This window comes from Glutamicibacter sp. BW77 (assembly GCF_002332285.1).
GTDB classification, from domain to species: Bacteria; Actinomycetota; Actinomycetes; order Actinomycetales; family Micrococcaceae; genus Glutamicibacter; species Glutamicibacter bergerei.
The window spans coordinates 20,066-40,837 of the sequence record NZ_NRGT01000084.1; the positions used below are offsets into that span (position 1 = coordinate 20,066).

Sequence of the window (20,772 nt, forward strand, 5' to 3'; positions counted from 1 at the left end):
GTTAGGCAGGCAGTCCTTGTGGATCGGGGTTGCCGGCGTAGTACTCCGACATGACCTTTGCCTTCAGCTCGAAGAAGCTACCGTCTTCAATAGCGTTGCGTGCCGAATCTACCAAGCTGACAGTGAAGTGCTCGTTGTGGATCGAAATGAGCGTGTGGCTGAGCAGTTCTTTGGACTTGTGCAGGTGGTGAATGTAGGCGCGAGTGAAGTTCTGGCAGGTGTAGCAGGAGCAGTCTTCAACCAACGGACTGAAATCGCGCTTGTACCGGGCACCGGAGAGATTAAACCGTCCGTGTGGCGTGTAGAAGGCGGAGTTCCGGGCCACACGAGTGGGAGAAACACAATCAAAAGTGTCTGCGCCATTTTCGATAGCCGTAAAAATGTCATCTGGCTCGGAAATTCCCAACAGGTGGCGTGGCTTGTTTTCCGGAAGTTCTTCGGAACACCACCCCACGATGGTGCCAAGGTTTTCTTTCTCTAGGGCGCCGCCAATACCGAAACCGTCAAAAGCCATTGCCCCGAGATCTTGGCAGGCCTTACGGCGCAGGTCTTCATATTGAGCACCTTGAATCACACCAAACAGAGCTTGGTACTTTTTGCCCGCACGTGAATCGGTCAGGGAAAAATGCTCAGCAATGCAACGTTGAGCCCACAATCGGGTGCGTTCCAAGGACTCCACCTGATAACCGCGGGAGTTCTGTAAGGTGGTCAGCTCGTCAAAAGCGAACATGATGTCGGCACCAATCTGGTGCTGGACGTTCATCGAAATTTCTGGGGAGAAACGGTGTTTGCTGCCATCAAGGTGGGACTTGAACCAGACCCCATCATCATCAACATTTGCTAGGCGTTCTTTGCCTGGAGCAACCGCGTCATCCGGGCCAGATTGGTCCACGGATTTCATATCGATGACCTTCTTGAAACCCGACCCGAGGCTCATTACCTGGAAACCACCGGAATCGGTGAAGGTAGGACCTTCCCAGCTCATGAACTTGCCTAGGCCACCGGCTTCGTCGAGGATGTCGGAACCGGGCTGCAAGTAGAGGTGGTATGCATTGGCAAGCACCGCTTGCGCGCCGAGCTCTTCAACCTGTACCGGGGTTAGCGCCTTGACGGTGGCTTTGGTGCCGACCGCAATAAAGGCAGGGGTTTTGATTTGACCATGCGGGGTATTGATCACGCCGGTACGGCCCAACATCGGCTCACCCTCCGGAGAGGTCAGGCGTGTACCCACCTCAAAACCGAACTCGGCTTGGCGGGAATGCGGGGTGCTGGGGTTAAAGTTCTTCTCGGACACGTAACCAGTGTGCCGTATCAGGTGCCGGGTGAGGAAAACGACAGCCCAAAAGTGAGCCAAAACCTAGCGTTCGACTTGGTCAAAGACGAATAATACTGTTAACGGCACTGTGTCGTAAACGACGGAAGGATCTAGTGAATTTCCAAAATTTTAAGGAATCCGCACGTTCCTTGGTGACCTTGGGTCCTGCTCGGAAAGATCACTGGATCGGTCTACGCACAGGTATCGGCGTCTTCGCGCCACTGATTTTTTTACTCCTCATCAACCGGTTAGACCTGATGGTCTTTGTGGTCTTTGGTGCGTTCACCGGCGTTTACGGTCGTGTTGATGGGTACTGGAATCGGTTGCGCATGCAGAGCCGTTCCGGACTGCTCTTCTTCGTCGTGATTGGGTTGGCGCTGTGTGCCTCCACTTTCTGGATCGACCACGATAACCCCGAGTTCAAGGCCTGGCAGATTGTCGGAGCCACCACGTTGGTAGCCGGTATCTGCTCCGTAATTACGGGATATCTGCGGTTGCGTCCAGGCGGCTCTCTGTTTCACATCTTCGCCTTCGCCGCAATTGCCTCGATTGCTAAGCCGGCGCCCTTTGGCGAAGCCATGTTTGCTGCGGCAGCTACGATTTTGTTGGCGCTGTTCATTGGCGCCAGTGGGGCCTTGGGTCAGTGGTCAAGTCTGTGGAAACGCACACCCTTGCCACCGCTGTCAGATAACGTACGCAAGGCGATCTGGTGGGAGGGTTTGTTCTATGTGCTCACCGCCGGCGTAGCTGGCGCATTAGCGAATATTGTCGGTAGTCAACTTGAAGCTGGCCACAATTATTGGGCAATGGTCGCCGCTGTGGTGCCGTTGGCAGGGCACACTACGGCTCTGCGCGTACGTCGCGGCGTACACCGTGTGCTCGGCACGTTGGCGGGCATGCTGCTCATCGCGCTGCTTATCGTGCTGAACCCAGCCGTGTGGATCCTCGTGGTCTTCATTGGGCTATTTCAGTTCTTGGCCGAAATGCTGGTAATGCGCAACTACTTCCTTGCTCAGGTATTTATTACCCCACTGGCTCTGGTAGGCACGAGTCTGATCACCGGGTTGTCCACCGCGGTGATGTATGACCGTGTAGTTGAAACGGTCATCGGTTCCGCGGTGGGCATCCTTGGTGTGCTCGTTGGTAGCTGGTTCGGCAAGCGCATGCGCCCGCGCCTAGGTGTTTCCGAGCAGGGTTAATAATGATCTACTTAAATATTGATTCCGACATGGGCTAATGCCTGTCGGAGAATATTTTCTCGACCCCCGGCGAACTCACCTTGAATGTCTTCGCTCAGCGCTTCGGCGGGGGAGAGCCAAGTCAGTTCGAGGGCGTCTTGACGCGGAGTTGATTCACCACGTACCGGAACGATATAGCACATCGCTACGGCATGCTGACGGTCGTCAGTCAGTCCAGTTTCACTGGGCGAGGGGAAATACTCAGCAACGGTGAAAGGTACCGGAGACGCTGGGAGCTGGGGGAGCACCATGGTGCCCAGATCCTTTTCAATGTGACGGATCAACGCCGCCCGAATCGTTTCTCGGTACATCACACGGCCGGAAACGAAGGTGCGTAACATCTGCCCGGACTCATCCCCGGTCAGTAGCAGGCCCACCTCGTTGACATAGCCCAGTGGATCGAGGCGCACGGGGATAGCCTCAACATAGAGCATCGGAAGACGTTGGCGGGCTTCGTAGAGGTCTTCTTCGTTGAGCCAGCCTGGATATGGGTCGGGCGTACGCACATTCATAGAACCATCTTCATACATAATTGCTTGTGTGTGGTGAACTTGGCGCTGTGTTGCGTAATTCACTGCCAATGCGCACCACCCGCTCTAGTGCGTAAAAAGTGTGAACTGTAGGATTAGTTGAGTCGTCTCATCAAATTTGGCGGCTTCTCTCCCCCGACTTCCCTCGGAAGCAGTGTCCTGCCTTGACGAACGCCCCAGAGCGCTTGAGCAAAAAGAATTTCACCACGATTGCGGTACTGATCGTATCTAGCTTCGTGGTCATCCTCAACGAGACCATCATGAATGTGGCACTGCCTGTGCTGATGGTCGAATTTGATGTCACCGCTGACGCGATCCAGTGGCTGGCAACTATCTTCATGCTCACCATGGCCGTAGTCATTCCAATGACAGGTTTCCTCTTGCAGGTGCTGAGCACCCGCAAGGTTTTCCTCTTGGCGATGGGCATGTTCGCCTTAGGCACCACACTGGCCGCGTTGGCGCCAGGTTTCGGAGTACTGCTGGTAGCCCGCGTCATCCAAGCCTGCGGTACCGCGGTGATGATGCCATTGCTGATGACCACGATTCTTGATCTGGTTCCGCCAGCACGACGTGGCGTACTGATGGGCAACGTCTCCATCGTCATTTCCGTGGCACCAGCCATTGGCCCGACGCTGTCCGGTTTGATTCTGCAGTACCTGTCCTGGCGTTTCATGTTCATCGTGATCATCCCAATTGCTATCTTGGCGCTGGTTATCGGCACCCCACGATTGGGTAATGAATCCGGGCAGGCAAAGACCCCATTGTCCGGGCTTTCAATCTTATTGGCGGTACCCGGCTTCGGTGGCCTAGTCTTCGGGCTGAGCCGGTTGTCTGCCGGTGGCGCCTCGGCACTAAATGTGGGAATCCTTATTCTTGCGGTGTTGTGCTTGGCAGCATTCGCATTCTTGCAGGGCCGATTGCAGCGCGAAGATAAAGCGCTATTGGACCTGCGCCCACTGACCTACCGCGATTTCACGCTGTCGCTGGTGCTGATGATGTTTGCGATGGTGGCATTATTCGGCGTAATCATTCTGCTTCCAATGTTCTTCACCAATGTGCTTGGAATGGAGACTCTGACTACCGGACTGGTCATGCTTCCTGGTGGCTTGTTGATGGGTATTCTGGCTCCATTTGTCGGCAGAATGTATGACAAAGTTGGTCCTCGTCCACTGGTAGTTCCCGGTGCGCTGGTGCTCACCGCGGTGTTATTTGCCTATGCATTGATTCTGGATTCCACCACGCCAATCTGGCTATTGGTAGTGCTGCACCTGGCGATGAGCCTAGGTATGGCACTGATCTTCACCCCGGCCTTCACCACGGCGCTCAACCCACTGCCACACCACTTGCACTCCCATGGTTCGGCCCTGCTCTCAACCTTGCAGCAACTCGGTGGCGCGATGGGTACCGCGTTGGTAGTCGGCGTGGTTGCTGCGACCACAGCTTCAAAGCTTGCTGCCGGAAGCGACGAGCTTGTCGCAACGGTGGAGGGATTCGCTCCTGGTTTCTTCGTGGGAGCTGCTTGCGGCGTGGGAATCCTGGTCATCGGTTTCCTGATGGGTGGCAAAAAAGAGCTTGCGGCTCAGGAGCCTGAAAACGCTCCGGCAATGCACTAATTCAGTTTTTATGGCGGTGCCAATGGCCATCGGATTCCGGGTTTCCCGGAAACTGGTGGCCATTTCCGTCTGAACAAATGCTAGGTATCCTAGACGCCACTGGGACAGTCTGGCTTGATGAAAAAGCGGCCAGGCTCATTCAAGCGGGCAGTTTAGGTGTTTAGTGCTGGAGCTCGCTCGTACCTCAGGAACGAGTTTGAATGGCAGTACCAAAATACCTGATGAACAGGAATAGTGTTGACGTATACACCGGCGTCACACTCTGAGGAATAGGAAAGAAAATGTCACTCAAAGAGCAGCTTCGAACAGACAGTATCACGCAGCTGAAGGCAGGTAACAAGATGGAACTGACCACCTTGCGCAATGTCTTGGGCGAAATTGAAACTCGTGAAAAGTCTGGCAAGACTCCTACGGAACTGAACGACGCGGAGGTGGAAGCGCTCATCCGCAAACAGGTTGCTAATCGCCATGAAACCGCGAAGACCTACACCGACAAGGGGATCTCCGATCGAGCTGCGGCTGAAATAGCTGAGGCAACGTTCCTTGAAGGATATTTACCTCAAGCTTTGAGTGATGATGAGGCTCGTTCGATTGTTGATTCGGTGATGGCTGAGTTGTCTGCCGAACGTGAGCTGACGATGAAAGATATGGGCTCCGCAATGAAGCTAATCAACGCTCAGGTCGCTGGTCGCTACGATGGTAAAACTCTTTCAACGCTTGTTCGCGCAAAACTCGCCTAAACATGTAATTGGTGGTCGGAAGGTAAACTTCTGACCGCCAATTTTTTTGGTTAACCTGAGGGCTGGGGTATGCGCCGGTAGTTGTTGAGGATCTTGTGCAACCGTTAGGGATCCAACGATGGCTTCGGCGTTTTGCCATCTCAACTAACGGATACTTCTCAAATCTCCTCGCGAAGGTTAGGCTAAATTTCACGTCAACAACGCTCAAAAGGGGATTTGATGGAACTGCGAGATACCGTCGCGCTCGTCACCGGAGGACTATCCGGTCTGGGACGAGCTACAGCACAAAAACTTGCCGAGAGGGCCACGCACGTGGTGGCGCTGGATCTTCCTCGTGAAGATGGTGATGAAATTGCGGCACAGATTGCTGCAAATGTTCGCTATGTTCCTGCTGATGTGACCCAGGCAGAAGATGTGGCTGCTGCGGTGCAACGAGCCACCGAACTCGGACACCTGAGAACCGTGGTGAACTGCGCAGGAGTCGCCACTCCAGGAAAGGTGCTCGGACGCGAGGGCGTTATTCCACTGCAGAAATTCGCTAAGGTCTTGGAAATTAACGTCACCGGTACCTTTAACGTGGTGCGTCTGGCGGCTGAAGCTATGGCACACAGCGAAGCGGTTGTCGACGCAAACGGCACCAGTGAACGCGGAGTGATAATCAATACCGCGTCGGTGGCCGCTTTTGATGGTCAGATTGGTCAGCCCGCCTATGCTGCTTCGAAGGGTGCGGTGGCCGCAATGACGCTGCCTTTGGCTCGCGAACTGGCAGCTCACCAAATTCGAGTGATGACTATAGCACCGGGAATCTTCCACACGCCCATGATGGATGGACTACCGCAAGCGGCTCAGGATTCGTTGGGCGCACAGGTGCCTCATCCGTCTAGGCTGGGACGTCCCGACGAGTACGCGGATCTAGTGGCGCACATTGTTGCCAACCCAATGCTCAACGGTGAAACGATCCGACTCGATGGTGCCATTCGGATGGCCCCACGTTAAGCTTCGGCGCGTAGCCCACGCTGGATTCGATGTTCTGCGTGAGCTATGTGGAACCGTCGGCTTTCGGCACAGATAAAGACGATTATTGCCATGAAGACCAATAACGCGGCAAACCATAGAGGTGCGCTTTCTTGGCGCCAAGCACTGAACGCGGCCGATAACATGCCGAGGCCGAAACCTGCGGCGAAGGCGTGACGGCCGCGTTCTGTCTGCGCGAATGCTGCCGCCAGCAGTGTCACCACAACACTTACGATACTGATCCCCAGTAAGTGTCCTGAGCTGTTCCAACCGGCGGCGGAGAGCCACAGTTGCACGGTGAATACCAGCGAAAAACCACTGAATAAGCTCACGGGTAGATCGGTGGCGATGCGCTCTAAATGATTACGCGCGGTATGTCGATTCATTTGGAGCATCCCATACAACCCGAAGCCGGTAGCCAAAGTTGCAAGTATCGCTCCTGGCCAAAGCAAAAAACCGGCGGTAAAGGTCAGTCCACAGGCCATCAACGCTGCGGCGGAGAGGCCATAGACGGTGATGGCTCGTTGCCTCCGTGAGGAAAGCTGATGCGGCAACACCGAATAAATGGCGCTGGCGATCATCAGCACCGCAATGGCTGGCCAGATGAATGCCAAAATTTGCGAGGTGTCCAAAATGTTTGTTCGGGAACCAAAGCTGGTATCCAGCGCAGCATTTAAGGAAGTGATCAGTAAGAGGACTGCGGCTAGTCCAAAAAGTCCGGAACGAACCTTGTCAAAGGTTTCTACTGCAGGATTTGGACGACGGTCAGGAGCGGCGTAGGGCAATTGCAGGCTCTGCTTTTGTGAGGCGGCGGCAATAGCCTGTTGGGCTGAGTCCACTAGCGAACGTAAATTCTCGGTGGGCTGCGGCTCTGCCATCGGTTACCGTCCTTAGCTGTGTGCTTCAAGACCCCTGACGCTACTCGTCAGGTGTGTGCAACAGCCTAGGATAATCCACTGGCTTTTAGAAGAGGGGCTTGGTCTATGGCGCTTCTATTAGACGTTGTTGCGAGCTGAAACTACGCGGTTTTCCGGTGAGTGGGTCGGTAAAAGAAATTGTGTGGGCCAGCAGCTGTAATGGGCGAGAGTAGTCATCGGGAGCCAAATCCCACAGTCGCGGATAAAACGCATCATTGATGATGCCCAGCCCCAGAGAAGCTAGATGGACACGTAACTGGTGGGTTTTGCCGGAGAGCGGGTCCAGATCCATCATGGCTACCTTCAGGCCCGTATGGTGACCCTTGCTAGTGCCGATGGCCCCCAAAGAAATTTTGGTTTGTGCGTTGGATACGCCCTCTTCAACCGAGGAACGAAGTTGGCCCTTAAGCTTGGCCATCCGGTTTTCAAAGACCAAAGGCATTGACTGCAACAGCGCATCTAATTCTTGGGCAGTACGGACGTTGGGGTGTTCTCCATTAGCTTCGAGCACCCGACCGGTCTCTAGGCCTGTCCCAGGTTCTAGAGCAACGACCGCCTGATATTTTTTGGAGATCTTCCGATTTTCAAAAAGCAGTTGATAGGCGCCGCGAGTTTGCGGGTTTGCCGCGAACAAGATCACGCCGGCGGTGGCACGATCCAATCGGTGCATGGGAACCAGATCCGGGTTCCCTACTTGGTTGCGCAGGCGGACCAACGCGGATTCCTGGATGAACCGACCTCCGGGAGTGGAAGGCAAAAAATGCGGTTTATCCAAGGCTATAAGGTGTTCATCTTGATGCAAGATTTTTGCTTCAAAGGGGATCGGAGTTTCTGCCGGCAATGACCGGTAATACCAAATGAACTCGTGTTCTCCCAGTGTGGTGTTGATGTTCAGTGGAACCCCACCGAGACCAACGATTTCCTGCTCGTCAAAGCGGCGCATGAGACCGTCCGGATCCACATGGCCGAAGCGTTCCAGCAGGTAGTCTGCGACGGTGTCCCATGGCCCAACCTTGGGCACACGCAAACGTGTTGCATTGACGCCGTTACGTACCGGGAGTGGGGAGAGCATAGCCATAAGGGCTATTCTTTCATTTCCTGGCACGCGGGGCAGTAATAGCAGTCTCGTTCTAGCCCGGTATTCTGTGCGGCAAGTTTAAACAGCTGAATTTTAGTTCCGCAGCGTAGACACGGTTTTGCTGCACGCCCATAAACCCACAGCGGCTCTCTGCTGTGCGGATCCCCGGTAGTGACCCGTTTGCCACGATCTTTGTTAACCTGTAGCAGCCGGTGGGAGAGCTCAACAATCCGCGCTAAATTCTTGACCCTACCTACCGGCGTCAACGGGTGGGTCCTGGCTAGAAACAGCACTTCACAGCGGTATACGTTACCGATTCCGGCCAGCAAACGTTGGTCCAACAATGCGTCGCCAATGCTTCGCTCGGGGTCAGCCAATAGGTTCTTTCTCGCCTGCTTAGAATCCCAATCAGCGCCTAACAGATCCGGTCCAAGGTGGTCGACTAGGTCTTGCTCTTGGTCGGTAGGAATCAAATCCACCTGAGCAATATCAAAACCGACGGCGGTGGCATATTCGGTATAGAGAACTACTCGGGCCGTATGCGCTGGACGTTTCCAACGCTCGGCAGGAGAATACACATCCCAACGGCCCTCCATTAATAAATGAGAATGTAGCGTCACCGGCTGAAAATCGCTACCGGCAGGTGGGACTAGGCGCATCAGCAGGTGTTTGCCTCGCGGGCGGACCGCGTCAATCGTATAGTCTCTCAGATCCGTGGTGGCTAACTGAGGAACTCGAAAGTCACTGCGTAGTAGCTTGTGGCCGGCCAGGGCATGATGCAACCGAGCGGTGGCACGATAGACGGAATCGCCTTCGGGCATGAACCCTCCTGAACTTGTAGTGGTTAGCGGCGGAACCGAATTCCCTGTGGAGTGGAATAAAATCCTGCGGCAAGTAGCGGAGCTGCCAAAGGATGTGAACTGACCGATTCGCCATTGACCGTGGCCATGGCAATCTTGTCTACCTTTGCGGTGCGCAACGTCGTCACAAGTTCAGATGCGAGCAGCTGCCACGCATCTTCTGAATGCTCACCAAAGGTTAGTACGGTTCGGCCCCCACGTTCCAAATAGAAACAGAGCGAACCGTCGAGCAATCCGACTAAAGCGCCAGCCTTACGTCCCGGACGGTGCCCGGTATCGCCCACCGGCCAAGGCAACGCGCCACCATAGGGATTCGCCGGGTCTGTGGAAGCTAAGACAGTGGCCGTGGGTTTGCGGCGTGGATCATCAGCTAACACAAAACCGCGTAAACGGTCGATGGTATTGGAAGTGGAGAACTGGGCGGCACCGAGTTTCTCGATGAAGTATCCGCGGCGGGCGTGGCCTGCTTCTTCGAGTTTGGACAGCACGCGGTACAGCTGCCCAAATCCTCCGGGCACAGCTTCGGCAGCGACCGAACCCCGGGTGAGAACGCCGTAGCGCTCTAGGAGCACCTCGGCGGTGGCATGGGCGGCGATGGTCAGGTCCGTGACCGGAGGCGGGAGTAAAGCCCACCTTGCACCACCACGGACCGAACGAGCGGACTGCCCTGCTTGTTCGCGAGCCAAGCGGTTTAATCCCGATAACCTGTTAAGTCTTGCCGCGCGTGCTCGAGGGGCAGGCTTAGCGATTTTATGCGCGGTGCTGCCACCTGCAAGGTAACCACGCACCGGAGTGAGTGTGTCCGGGGAGATGAAACCGGCCCAGAACAGGTTCCAACAGGACTCGGTGATTTCTTGGTTGCTCGGTGGCACCTCTTCGCTGTGGTGTAGTAGCGCCGCAATTTCTTCGGTGAAATAAGCACCGGTACTTTGAAATGAGTTCAGCACCTTTAAGTCCAGCGCGCTCAACTCGCTGGTATTTCCCCCGGGCAGGGTGAGCGCCGCATGTTCGGCGGTGTGTAAGGACAGCCATCCGTCGTTGCCTCCGGCGGCTCCCGCACCACAAATCAGAACATCACCGGAGCTAGTTAATTCATCTAACCAAGCACTCTGATAATTGCGTAGTCGGGCTGGAAGAATGAAGGACTCAAGCGCGGAGGCAGGAAGATCTGCGCCAGCTAATTGAGCAATCACTTCGTAGACTCCATCGCTTCCGGTCAGCTGGGAGGCGACCTGCTGCCAGGTGGGTAAGAACCGGGCATAGGTGGCTTGGTCTACCGGTTCCACCTCGGCACGCAAAGCCGCTAACGAGCGGGTGCGGATAGTGCGCAATACCTGGATATCGGTATATTCATCCCCCGAAACACCGTCCGGGACTAGCTCTAAAGGACGGAAAGCTCCTAGCGATAATCGTCCGGCGGCCACGAGTTGGTCCATCACCGGACGCAGCATCGCAACACCCAGCCCCAATGCTGTTGCTAATTCGCCGGCCGTAAATGGGGTGTGAGTGCGCGCGTACCGAGAGACCAGGTCCTGAACCGGTTGTGTTGCGGGTTCCAAGAACGAGGCGGGAATTCCAGTGGGTAGCGGGGTGCCTAAAGCATCACGAAGATTAGCGGCATCTTCGATGGCTGCGTAAGAGTGCTTGCCTCCCAAACGTAGGGTGAATGCGCGGCGGGTGGCCACCAAAGCTTCGGCGTGGATTCGGGCGGTCTGCTCATCAAGTGCTTCATCCTCGTGCTCCGGATGGCGTAAGCGCAGTGCAAGCTGGGCTGCACTCATCGGTCCGAGTAGACGCAACAGATCCGCCACTCCTTCAGCGCCGCTGAAGCGGCGGGTTGGCGCTAAATGTTGCAACTGGTCGCCAAGTTGCGCGATCACCTGTGCGTCGAGGACCTCGCGAACGTCGTTGCGGCCTAGTAGTTCACCAAGCAGTACCGGGTCTAGGCTGAGTGCAGCGGCACGGCGCTCAGCTAAAGGCGCATCGGATTCGTAGAGGAATTGAGCTACGTAGCCAAAGAGCAAGGATTGCGCGAAAGGGGACGGGAGTTCTGTTTGTACCTCCACCAGCCGGATGGCGCGGGAAGAAACGTGGGAGAGAATTTCACGCAGCGCAGGTAGGTCATAGACGTCGTTCAGGCATTCGCGCACGGTTTCCAAGATGATCGGGAAGTCCGGGTAGTTACGCGCTACGTCTAGTAGCTGACTGGCGCGTTGGCGTTGCTGCCATAAGGGAGTGCGTTTGGTGGGATTGATCCGTGGCAGCAACAAAGCACGCGCGGCACACTCACGGAAGCGGGCGGCAAATAACGCGGAGTTCGCTACCTGGGAGGTAACTACGTCAACGATTTCATCTGCTTCGAAGGCGAAGAGTTCAGCCCCTGGCGGTTCATCATCCATCGCGGGGATGCGCAAAACAATCCCGTCATCGGCTGCCATCGCCGAGGCATCCAGCCCCCAGCGTTCACGTACTCGGGCGCCGATGGCCAAGGCCCATGGTGCGTGGACGGACAGCCCGAAGGGGGAGTGCAGTATCACGCGCCAGTCGCCCAGTTCGTCGTGGAAGCGTTCGATGACAAAGTTTTGATGGTTCGGCACCTGACCGGTGGCGCGTTGTTGTTCGCCCAAATAATTCAACAGGTTATTAGCGGCGTACGAGTCCAGTCCGCTATGTTCCAGCCGTGAGGCGGCCTCCCCGCGTTCTTCGGCGAGCAGCCCGGCGGTAAATTTGCCTAGTTCGGCGCCCAGCTCTACCGGGCGGCCTAGCCCATCGCCATGCCAGAACGGTAGTTTGCCTGGCTGGCCGAAGGCTGGGGTGACAAGCACCCTGTCGTGGGTGATGTTCTCGATACGCCAGCTGGTAGCACCGAGCGCGAAGACGTCTCCCACCCGTGATTCATAGACCATCTCTTCGTCAAGTTCGCCCACTCGTTTGGGGGCTTTGTCATCTTCCGAGCCGGCGAGGAATACACCGAACAGTCCGCGGTCCGGAATGGTGCCTCCGGAAATCACTGCAAGGCGTTGGGCCCCGGGGCGGGCGGTGAGGGTTCCGGCGTCACGGTCCCAGACCAGTCGTGGCTTCAGCGTGGCGAACTCATCGGAGGGGTACTTGCCCGAGAGCATATCTAAGGTGGCGAGGTAGACGCTGCGTGGCAGCTGCTGGTAGGGGGCTGCCCGGCGAACCGTATCAAACCAGGCCTCGACGTCCAGTTCATCCATGGCGACCGCCGCGAGGGTTTGTTGGGCCAGCACATCTAGCGGGTTGGCGGGGATGACCATTTTTTCAATGGCGCCATCTCGCATACGGGTGACTACAAGCGCGGTAGAGAGCAGATCTGCGCGGTGTTTGGGGAAGAAAATACCCTTGGAAACGGAACCCACCTGGTGTCCGGCACGTCCTACGCGTTGTAATCCGGAGGAGACAGAGTTGGGGGATTCGACCTGGATGACCAAGTCAACCAGTCCCATATCGATGCCCAATTCCAGTGAGCTGGTGGCAACTACCGCACGTAGCCTGCCAAGTTTGAGGTCTTCCTCAATTTGGGCGCGAGAATCCTTGGACACCGAACCGTGGTGCGCTCGCGCGAGCAGTGGTGCTTGAGGGTCGCTGGCCGCGCTGGATCCTGCCTGAGCCATCATTGCTGCCGGGCTGGAAGTTGCGGCGTTTTCGGCAGCGAATCCCTCACGTTCGGCGTAAATTTCATTTAGTCTGCCGGTGAGCCGTTCGGCCAGACGGCGCGAGTTGGCGAAGATAATTGTCGAGTGGTTCTCCAGGACCAGATCAACGAGTTGGTTTTCCACATGCGGCCAGATACTTGCCCCTGCTGTGGGCGAGGAACCTGGACCGAGATCGTGGGCTCCTGCCGCAGCAGGAAGGTCTGTCATGTCCTCCACCGGAACGCGGACCGCTAGTTCCCATTTTTTAGTGGATTTTGGGCGCACAATATTTGCTGGCGCAGAACCTGCAAGGAATCTAGCTACCTCTTCGGGTGGCTCAACGGTGGCCGAAAGCCCAATGCGTTGGGCAGGCACCGACAAGAGCGAATCGAGGCGTTCTAGGGACAAAGCTAAGTGGGTGCCGCGCTTGGAACTAGCGATTGCGTGCACCTCATCGATGATGATGGTGTGCACACTGGTCAAGGTCTGCCGTGCCTGGCTCGTCAGCATCAGATACAAAGATTCGGGTGTCGTGATCAGGATGTCCGGCGGGTTCTTTAACAGCTGCCTGCGCACATTCGGGGGAGTATCACCGGAGCGCACCCCCACGGAAACCGAGGGTTGAGTGATCCCCAATTCATGCGCGGTGGCGCGGATCCCCGCCAGTGGGGAACGCAGGTTGCGTTCAACGTCCACACCCAGGGCCTTGAGCGGTGAAATATAAAGCACTTTAGTGCCGGCACCAGAGCCTTGCGTGGTTTCAGGTTCCAGCCCTGGCAGTGCTGGTTTGGGAACTTCGGCTTGGTGTAGTCGGTCTAATGCCCAGAGGAACGCCGCTAGGGTTTTACCCGAACCAGTGGGCGCGATGACTAGCGTGTGGTGGCCGCTGGAGATTGAATCCCAGGCGCCTACTTGGGCTGCCGTTGGTTCGGTGAAAACGTCCGTGAACCACTGACGGGTCGCTGTGCCAAACCTGGAAAGAATCTCGTTCATGGAATTGATACTACGTCGTGGGGACCGACAAGAAGTGGCATTATTCGCCAGCCGTAATTTCGCGTAAGGCTGCCACATGTCCGACGTAGGCATCCCGACCGGCCCTGGTTAAGGAGACCCGCATATGGCTGCGGCCTAGCTTTGTGAATCGTTCGATTTGGATATAACCGGTGTCGGTAAGTTGCTTCAGATGTTTGCTGAGCACCGAGTCAGCAATGTTCAAAGCATCACGGAGATGGGCGAATTCTGCCCATTGCACGGGCGCAAGACTGGCGCAGATGCGCAGCCTAATCGGTGCATGGATCAGCTCGTCGAAGCGTGCCGTGTTAGCTTGCTTGTTCATTCCCATCCTTGATGCGAGAGGTGATCGTTTCTCGGCGCATGACCCACAGTGCGGTGATAAGCACCGCGAATAGTGCCATGAACTTGAGCGCGATTAGCAGCCAAGTCTGCGGAATCCAGAAATTACCGAACTGCATCCCACCGATCATGAGAAATACTCCGAGCATGTATTTGCCGGAGTGCTTCAGCGCCGGTCGGGATTTTGGGCGCTTGCGAGACCAATAGATGTACCAAACCAGCAGTGGCAAGAAGAGTAACAAGGACCAGTACCAGAGTGCTGAATTGATGATTCCGTGAAGTGAGAAGATGCCCGCGTAGGTCAATGCCAAGCTAAGTAGGAATCCGAGCGGTGGCTCTGTAGCTCTCACGCTGGCAGTGGATGCTTCCTCGGCTTGAGCGAGAAGTGCTTGAGCATCATGCGTTGGCGGATTCTGCGATGCCGGGTTCAAAGTTGCCTCCTCTTCGTGGATAGATGCGGACGCTTTGGTTGCGGGGTGACTTAGCAAGTCATGCGGCTCGTTCCTGCGCGTCCTGCACCCGATCCTTATCCAGGCTTCGTTGCGCCGCAGAGAGCAGGTGCCACATGACAAAACACGAAATGATCCATTTGGATCCGATAGCCCATGGGTCAACGGCCGTCCACATGCGCAAGCAGAATATGGCAATCATCGCCATAAAGGAATACCAGCCGTAGATAGCTGAACCATCGAGCACAGGGCGAGCCTTGACTCGATTACGCGTGGAAAAAAATTGCACCAGCAAGACCGGGATGATCAAAGCTGCCAGCCACAGAATGGCGGTTCCTGAAATAACGTCCGCAAGGCTCAGCACCGTGCTGCCGATCAAGACATATACAAGCAGGACGACACGAGTTGAACCACCAGTAGAAACCATCGTATGGGAAGCTCGATCAGCGGTTACCAAAAGCTCAGCTGCAGTCAGCTTATCGATCCGCTCTTGTTCACCAGTCATGATTTTCTCACTTTCCGTTATGGAAAGTCTTGTCTTTCCATCATGGAAAGTCAAGGGGCGTGCTTAAACGTGGTGGTATTTGCCACCGGCGAGAATATCTTGGGCCCGGTAGAGCTGCTCGGTGAGGATGAGTCGCACCAGCTGATGCGGAAAGACCAGCTTAGACAAGGACCACTCAAAGTTCGCGCGCTGATGAACCGAGGCGTCTACGCCGTAAGCCCCGCCAATGATGATGACGACGTTGCGTGAAGAATCAATTGGGGCTCGTAGTGTGTTCGCTAGAGCAGGGGAGTCCACGTTCTTGCCACGTTCGTCGAGCAACACCACAAAATCACGGTCATCGATCTTCGCGAGGATTCGTGCAGATTCCTCGATGCGTGCCGCATCGTTCTCACGCGATGAATGGTTAAGTAACTGCCACGACAGGTCAAAAGGCTTCTTCAGGCGCTTTTCGTAGCGAGCGATTCCCTCGTCTACCCAGGATTCATGTTTTTTGCCGATGGCCAAGATCTTGATCGTCATGGTTCTATTGTTCCGTATAGCCCGGGGCGGAAGTTGCGTACCGACGTGCCCACTACGATGGAAGCTATGAGATCGTCTTGGAACTTCCGTCAGGGGCAAAAGCCTCGTGGCACACAAATATTGTGGATCATTTTTGGTCTTGTGGTTGCGATGTTCTTTTTCACTCGACGAGTGCTAGTTTCCTTGCATGTCGGTGGTTGGGCTAAAGACATGGACCAACCCACATACCAGTGGGTTTTAGATCATCAAACTCCAGCACTACAAGGTATTTCTGACTTCCTATATTTCTGGGGGTCCACCCCCGGAATGACGATGATCATGCTCGTGCTGACCGGCTTACTCTGTTGGTGGACGCGCAGCGTATGGCCATTGGCAACGGTTGCTTTCACCGCGCTGGTCTCGGTGCTGCTTACGGTCATTCTCAAAGCGAGCCTTCAAGTCATCCGTCCGCAGGGGATTCCCGGTGGACCTGCACCGCCGGAATCGTTTTCATTTCCCAGCGGCCATACACTCAACGCGGCCGCGCTAATTGGTATTGCCAGCTACCTGGCCATTGTTTACGGTCTGCAAAGATACGCATACCTGATCAGCATCATCGCGGCGCTCTTTATACTCGCCATGGGCGCATCACGCATCTACATTGGGCACCACTGGGTGTCAGACGTAGTGGTAGGACTGCTGATCGGTGCCGCTTGGGCCGCGGTAGTCGCAATCTTGCACTTCTACTTTGTGCCTCGGAAACCCGTGGTTAGAGACCCATCACGCGGATCGGTGAACCCTTAGCCCACGCACGAATATTCTCAGCCGAATCCTGATAGAACATTTCAAACTGTTCGGCAGTTACATAACCAATATGCGGTGTCGCGATCAGCCCGCGGGTACGGGACAGCTGATCAAGCACCGGCAATGGCTCCACGTCAAAGACATCCACCGCAGCCAAACGCAGCAACCGGTTCTCCAGTGCGGTGATCAACGCCGGGGTTTCCACAATGCGGCTACGTGAGGTGTTCACCAAAATGGCCTCGGGTTTCATCCAAGACAGTTGCTTGGCACTGACCACTCCGGTGCTCCGATCGGAAAGCTTCAGGTGGATGGTCAATACGTCGCTAGTTGCGAAGAGCTCAGCTTCCGAGACCAGCTCGACACCCACCTCTGTAGCCCGAGCTTTGGTCAGATTCTGGCTGTAAGCAATAACCCGCATACCGAAGGCAAGACCGACCTTGGCCACGCGCGACCCAAGATTACCTAGGCCGTAAACGCCGAGGGTTTTGCCTGCCAAACCCATGCCGAAGGTTGACTGCCAAGGCTCTGCCTCACCACGTGGAGACTGTGCAGAGAACAGCTCCACGTCAAGCCTGCGCGCGGCAGCCAGGATGAGCGCCCAGGTGTGTTCCACGGCGTCGGTTGGTGAATAGCCAGTATGTGAAACCACCACATTATGCAGTCCTGCGGAGGCCAAATCGATCGAACCGTTGCGTCGCCCGGTAGAAACAAGCATTTTCAGGTTGGGCAGCTTTTCGAAACGTGCCCGGGTGAACGGGGTGCGTTCGCGCATCGCCACGATGACATCGAAGGGTTCTAGCGCCGCGCAGACCACATCGTCTTCGTGGCCGAGGTGTTCGTTGAACACCGTGAGATCGGCGTTGAGCTCTGCAGCCAGTGCATCAAAATCTGCGAAGTCGCGAGCCGCGTTCTGATAGTCATCCAAGATAGCAATACGCATGGTCTCATCCTATGCGTCCCATGGCCCTTAGGGCCCGATAGGGAGCCTATGAGTCATGAATATGGCGGTGCCCAGCTGACCTAAGCTGGCACCGCGAAGACCTACGCTCGCTTACGAAGTGACTTCAAAGGTCAGTTGGTCGGTGAAGGTACGTCCGTGGACGTCGGTGGCTTTCACCGTTGCCATGTGCGACCCCACCGCAAGATCCGAAGGTACTTCAAACCGCCACAGGTGGGTGGTCTTCTCGGCCAGACCGCCACCATGCACGAACTGTTCGGCGATAGCTACCGAATCGGAGAACTCGGCGCCTACGCGTGGACGTTCACCGTTCAATTGCTGGGTACGTTTAGCAGTGGCTGATGTTGCGCCATCAAGGCTCACCTCAACTTTTGAGCCGGTACTTCCCATCCAGAAGTTTGTGGTGAGCCACGTGTCCTTGGACAGATCTGCTTGGCTGACCGTTAGCGGATCTTCCAGTGCGCTCACGGTGCCACGTGGCTTGGTGATGTTTTGCTCGTACCACGTGCGGTAGAGCGGGGTGTTAAGTCCCAGCGACATTTGTTTTGATGTATCGCCTCCGGTAATCGTGAAGTGTTCGGTGACCTTGGTGTTTTTGATATCTAGGGTCAAGACTCCCGGTGGGGTACCGTCACGCTGGATGGACGTTGGATATCCATTGTCGGTGACCCGCCCGCCGTACCACTGTCCGGAAACCGCTGGCACCGTCAGATGGGTGAAGGGCAAACCGTCCTCGCCCACTTCATCTTGCCATCCGGCCAGCATGTCTCCGGCCCGCAGATTCTCCGACATGTGCGTGTGCCCGCCCAAGGAAATGACTTCGCGTCCTTCGAGGATCTTGTAGATTTCTTTGATCTGCTTGGTGGTGTGGTCATCACTGTAGAAGAATTCCAGCAGCGGGCTATGCCCGGCTAAGACGATGGCCTTGTTCTGAGGAACTTTAGCGATATCGGCACGCAACCAACCCAGTTGCTCTTCGCCAAGATCATAGGTGTAGTCGCCCTTCTTGGCTGGGACCTTGGTGGGGTAGGCGATGGTGCTCAGCGCGACTACGTGCGTTTTCCCAGCATCATAGGAGTAGTACTCCGGCCCGAACTGGGCGCGGAAGCTATCGAATTCATGGTCCCCATCCAAGGAGTCATAGTCGATGTCGTGATTCCCGGGAAGGAAACGCGCCGGCCCGTTGAGCATGGAAGTTAGTTCGCGCGTCGCGGTGAACAAGGACAGCTCGTCGCCCACCAAGTCGCCGATGAACAGTGCCCCGCATCCGGTGTAGTCGGTGCGCTGCGCCAGATCGGTGAACACACCATTGCGAGCGAACTCAACTTCCCTTTGATTGTAGGTTTGCACGTCCGCGCCGATCAGGCAGCTCTGTTCTGGGTTTTGGGTGGCGGAGCTTTGGGTGAGCGGGAAGTTGACGGCTTCAGGCAGGTGGCCGGTTGGCGCGATCCCACCGTATTTGAGCTCCGGTGACCCTTGGGGAAGATGAGTATAGAAGAACTGCGCGACGTTATGTTCATCGACTGGGACCTGATAGCCACGAGGCTGGGTAACGAATATGGTCATGTTCTCAAATGCAGGAAGTTCATAGCGGCCTTGGCCATCGGCGGTGGTCACCTCGCGTCCGTTGGACACCGTGACACCTGGTCTGCCTGGTTCGTTAACATCCCGTGCGGAGTTCTTGTTACGGTCATCAAACACCACGCCATCGATGGACTCGGGAGTGATATTCGTCTGCTCAGCGTTGGCGGGAACCACTTGGACGCTGCCACGGTAGGCGGTGCTTTTCCAGCTGGCGGCGGAAGTACTGGCTTGTTCTGGAACGGGTGCGGAATTCGCCGCGGTGAGGGCGGCCGAGGTTGCGAGAAGGACAAGTGAACCTGCGGTGATCCGAAGTGGGGTGCAACGATTGGTCTTGCCGGGTTGAGCGAATGATTTCACGAACGTTCCTCCGGGGTGGTGACATTCGGTCAGTCTGTTGACCAGCCAGAGCCAACGTTGTCAGCCGGAGGTAAATAGCAGTGAGCTCTGGGGTAATGTCTAATAATCGATCTCGTAAAAACTAACCCGGTGTCTTGGGAAGATTTATCGTTTTGATTCGCCGATTGCAGGAGTAAGCCATGGATATCGTCGAGCTGTTGCTTAGTGGTCGGCGGGGGCGGCGTGTGCTTTGGGAATTTGTGTTGGCCAGTGAAGCCCAGGCGCTGTCTGAATTCGCTGATCACCCGCTGCATTCGGCAATGTATTATGCGTCGTACCAAGTAGAGGCATGCCGTGGTGATTCGGTCATCATGTTTGGTCCGGGTGCGGACGAAGGACGCACCGTCACCGTGAGCGTGGAGGAACTTGCCAAGCTGATAAGCGCCACCATGCTGTTGCCGGTCACCGATCAGATCTTGCAAAAGTCGCTGGAAAGTTCTGTTGTCCATGCCAGATACTGGCAAGAACCAGATGGGGAGGACACCTTGTTAGCTGCGCCCGCGCTGCGCAACGCCTTGTGTCGGGTCGCCGAGTATATTGTGGCCTCTGGTCTCACGCAGCAGTGGTTAGCCCCGGTTGATCTGCGCACACAGTTTCATGTGGAATTTGACCAGCCTGATCCCGCCGGCTCGATGACGAGCACCGGGTCAAGCGTCTTTGACAAGCTGCTGCGATGGAAAGAGAACTTGATCCTCACCGAGGCACGTGCGCGCGCAGAAAAGCCAACACCGGTCACCGCCATGATTGGAGGTGAATGGTGGTCCAGGCCTAGTTGGGACTTGCGGGCCACTACAGGGGTGTTCACTAACCAGCAACCAATAGGAATGAGCTGCGTTGAAGATGCCTTCACCTGGGAGCAAGCAGTCACACGGAAAGCTAGCGTTCCTCCTTCTGTCAAAGTTCTAGAAATCTCCACAGCCAACGATTGGGTGCAACTATGCCGGGACTACGGCATCGAGGTCACCGCCCATAAACGCCACGAATGGTATCGGACCACCGGACGAGACGGAGCGTGGGTGATGCCCGACTGGTTTGCGGTATCCAAAGACTATGACGGTGTACATCTGAGCATTGCCGGTTACTTGGCGCTCGCCGGAGAATGCTTGGTCGTAGACGAAAACTTTGCCACCCTGATTGCCGGATGGGATCCCGATCAAACCTACTGGTTCACCGATGAGCTGAGATTTTATGCGGAGCCGGACATTTGGAACTGTCTTGACGCTTACAACGAAGATTGTCGTTGCGGAAATTTTCAAGTCAA

Annotated in this window: 18 protein-coding genes; 6 read left to right on the forward strand and 12 right to left on the reverse strand. The window is 55.9% G+C overall.

Going from position 1 to position 20,772, the window contains the following annotated elements; genetic code table 11:
- Position 1: 1 nt before the first annotated feature.
- The gene (gene tgt / locus CIK74_RS16865) at positions 2 to 1,294 is read right to left on the reverse strand and encodes a tRNA guanosine(34) transglycosylase Tgt (protein WP_096257538.1); all 1,293 of its coding nucleotides are present in this window, start codon (positions 1,292 to 1,294) and stop codon (positions 2 to 4) included.
- Between the two features lie 134 nt (positions 1,295 to 1,428).
- On the opposite strand from tgt, the gene CIK74_RS16870 reads away from it, so the two are divergent.
- On the forward strand, positions 1,429 to 2,514 hold the full coding sequence (locus tag CIK74_RS16870; RefSeq protein WP_240520579.1) for an FUSC family protein: 1,086 nt from the start codon (positions 1,429 to 1,431) through the stop codon (positions 2,512 to 2,514).
- Positions 2,515 to 2,525: 11 nt separating this feature from the next.
- On the opposite strand, the gene CIK74_RS16875 is transcribed toward CIK74_RS16870, so the two are convergent.
- Positions 2,526 to 3,065 carry an NUDIX hydrolase family protein gene (locus tag CIK74_RS16875; protein ID WP_096257539.1) on the reverse strand — a complete coding sequence of 180 codons (540 nt, stop codon included), beginning with the start codon at positions 3,063 to 3,065 and terminating at the stop codon, positions 2,526 to 2,528.
- Between the two features lie 182 nt (positions 3,066 to 3,247).
- Here CIK74_RS16875 and CIK74_RS16880 point away from each other — a divergent pair, with 182 nt between their 5' ends.
- The 3 genes from CIK74_RS16880 (at position 3,248) to CIK74_RS16890 (ending at position 6,432) form a co-directional block, all read left to right on the forward strand.
- Positions 3,248 to 4,696: a DHA2 family efflux MFS transporter permease subunit gene (locus CIK74_RS16880; protein ID WP_096257540.1), complete on the forward strand. Its 1,449-nt coding sequence runs from the start codon at positions 3,248 to 3,250 to the stop codon at positions 4,694 to 4,696.
- Positions 4,697 to 4,977: 281 nt separating this feature from the next.
- Positions 4,978 to 5,436, forward strand: coding sequence for a GatB/YqeY domain-containing protein (locus CIK74_RS16885; protein WP_096257541.1), 459 nt, complete (start codon positions 4,978 to 4,980; stop codon positions 5,434 to 5,436).
- Positions 5,437 to 5,655: 219 nt separating this feature from the next.
- Positions 5,656 to 6,432, forward strand: a complete 777-nt coding sequence (locus tag CIK74_RS16890; RefSeq protein WP_096257542.1) for an SDR family NAD(P)-dependent oxidoreductase — start codon at positions 5,656 to 5,658, stop codon at positions 6,430 to 6,432.
- Here CIK74_RS16890 and CIK74_RS16895 read toward each other — a convergent pair.
- The 8 genes from CIK74_RS16895 to CIK74_RS16930 form a co-directional block, all read right to left on the reverse strand.
- A complete protein-coding gene (locus CIK74_RS16895) occupies positions 6,429 to 7,328 on the reverse strand; it encodes a hypothetical protein (protein WP_096257543.1) in 900 nt (299 codons plus the stop codon). The two genes, CIK74_RS16890 and CIK74_RS16895, sit on opposite strands and share 4 nt — an antisense overlap.
- A gap of 103 nt (positions 7,329 to 7,431) precedes the next feature.
- Positions 7,432 to 8,439: a pseudouridine synthase gene (locus CIK74_RS16900; protein ID WP_096257554.1), complete on the reverse strand. Its 1,008-nt coding sequence runs from the start codon at positions 8,437 to 8,439 to the stop codon at positions 7,432 to 7,434.
- A gap of 11 nt (positions 8,440 to 8,450) precedes the next feature.
- Positions 8,451 to 9,266: a DNA-formamidopyrimidine glycosylase family protein gene (locus CIK74_RS16905; RefSeq protein ID WP_096257544.1), complete on the reverse strand. Its 816-nt coding sequence runs from the start codon at positions 9,264 to 9,266 to the stop codon at positions 8,451 to 8,453.
- 23 nt (positions 9,267 to 9,289) lie between these two features.
- Entirely contained in the window at positions 9,290 to 13,954 is a 4,665-nt protein-coding gene (locus CIK74_RS16910; protein ID WP_096257545.1) for an ATP-dependent helicase, read from the reverse strand.
- Positions 13,955 to 13,994: 40 nt separating this feature from the next.
- Complete coding sequence (locus CIK74_RS16915) at positions 13,995 to 14,297, reverse strand: transcriptional regulator (RefSeq protein WP_096257546.1); 303 nt, start codon at positions 14,295 to 14,297, stop codon at positions 13,995 to 13,997.
- Entirely contained in the window at positions 14,281 to 14,745 is a 465-nt protein-coding gene (locus tag CIK74_RS16920; protein ID WP_141392984.1) for a hypothetical protein, read from the reverse strand. Before CIK74_RS16920 ends, CIK74_RS16915 begins: the two co-directional genes overlap by 17 nt.
- Before the next feature lie 58 nt (positions 14,746 to 14,803).
- On the reverse strand, positions 14,804 to 15,268 hold the full coding sequence (locus CIK74_RS16925) for a hypothetical protein (protein ID WP_096257548.1): 465 nt from the start codon (positions 15,266 to 15,268) through the stop codon (positions 14,804 to 14,806).
- Positions 15,269 to 15,331: 63 nt separating this feature from the next.
- The gene (locus CIK74_RS16930) at positions 15,332 to 15,790 is read right to left on the reverse strand and encodes a 23S rRNA (pseudouridine(1915)-N(3))-methyltransferase RlmH (protein WP_170947926.1); all 459 of its coding nucleotides are present in this window, start codon (positions 15,788 to 15,790) and stop codon (positions 15,332 to 15,334) included.
- Positions 15,791 to 15,856: 66 nt separating this feature from the next.
- Here CIK74_RS16930 and CIK74_RS16935 point away from each other — a divergent pair, with 66 nt between their 5' ends.
- The gene (locus CIK74_RS16935; protein WP_170947927.1) at positions 15,857 to 16,573 is read left to right on the forward strand and encodes a phosphatase PAP2 family protein; all 717 of its coding nucleotides are present in this window, start codon (positions 15,857 to 15,859) and stop codon (positions 16,571 to 16,573) included.
- On the opposite strand, the gene CIK74_RS16940 is transcribed toward CIK74_RS16935, so the two are convergent.
- Complete coding sequence (locus CIK74_RS16940; RefSeq protein ID WP_096257550.1) at positions 16,539 to 17,513, reverse strand: D-2-hydroxyacid dehydrogenase family protein; 975 nt, start codon at positions 17,511 to 17,513, stop codon at positions 16,539 to 16,541. The two genes, CIK74_RS16935 and CIK74_RS16940, sit on opposite strands and share 35 nt — an antisense overlap.
- A gap of 111 nt (positions 17,514 to 17,624) precedes the next feature.
- Entirely contained in the window at positions 17,625 to 19,472 is a 1,848-nt protein-coding gene (locus tag CIK74_RS16945) for a calcineurin-like phosphoesterase family protein (protein ID WP_096257551.1), read from the reverse strand.
- A gap of 179 nt (positions 19,473 to 19,651) precedes the next feature.
- Here CIK74_RS16945 and CIK74_RS16950 point away from each other — a divergent pair.
- Positions 19,652 to 20,772 (forward strand): hypothetical protein (locus tag CIK74_RS16950; RefSeq protein ID WP_096257552.1); only part of this gene is annotated, 1,121 nt, incomplete at its 3' end.

Coding starts and splice junctions, on each gene's coding strand:
- CIK74_RS16875 (WP_096257539.1), bottom strand. CDS start 3,065: ATGAATGTGCGTACGCCCGACCCATATCCAGGCTGGCTCAACGAAGAA.
- CIK74_RS16885 (WP_096257541.1), top strand. CDS start 4,978: ATGTCACTCAAAGAGCAGCTTCGAACAGACAGTATCACGCAGCTGAAG.
- CIK74_RS16890 (WP_096257542.1), top strand. CDS start 5,656: ATGGAACTGCGAGATACCGTCGCGCTCGTCACCGGAGGACTATCCGGT.
- CIK74_RS16895 (WP_096257543.1), bottom strand. CDS start 7,328: ATGGCAGAGCCGCAGCCCACCGAGAATTTACGTTCGCTAGTGGACTCA.
- CIK74_RS16900 (WP_096257554.1), bottom strand. CDS start 8,439: ATGCTCTCCCCACTCCCGGTACGTAACGGCGTCAATGCAACACGTTTG.
- CIK74_RS16905 (WP_096257544.1), bottom strand. CDS start 9,266: ATGCCCGAAGGCGATTCCGTCTATCGTGCCACCGCTCGGTTGCATCAT.
- CIK74_RS16910 (WP_096257545.1), bottom strand. CDS start 13,954: ATGAACGAGATTCTTTCCAGGTTTGGCACAGCGACCCGTCAGTGGTTC.
- CIK74_RS16915 (WP_096257546.1), bottom strand. CDS start 14,297: ATGAACAAGCAAGCTAACACGGCACGCTTCGACGAGCTGATCCATGCA.
- CIK74_RS16925 (WP_096257548.1), bottom strand. CDS start 15,268: ATGACTGGTGAACAAGAGCGGATCGATAAGCTGACTGCAGCTGAGCTT.
- CIK74_RS16930 (WP_170947926.1), bottom strand. CDS start 15,790: ATGACGATCAAGATCTTGGCCATCGGCAAAAAACATGAATCCTGGGTA.
- CIK74_RS16935 (WP_170947927.1), top strand. CDS start 15,857: ATGAGATCGTCTTGGAACTTCCGTCAGGGGCAAAAGCCTCGTGGCACA.
- CIK74_RS16940 (WP_096257550.1), bottom strand. CDS start 17,513: ATGCGTATTGCTATCTTGGATGACTATCAGAACGCGGCTCGCGACTTC.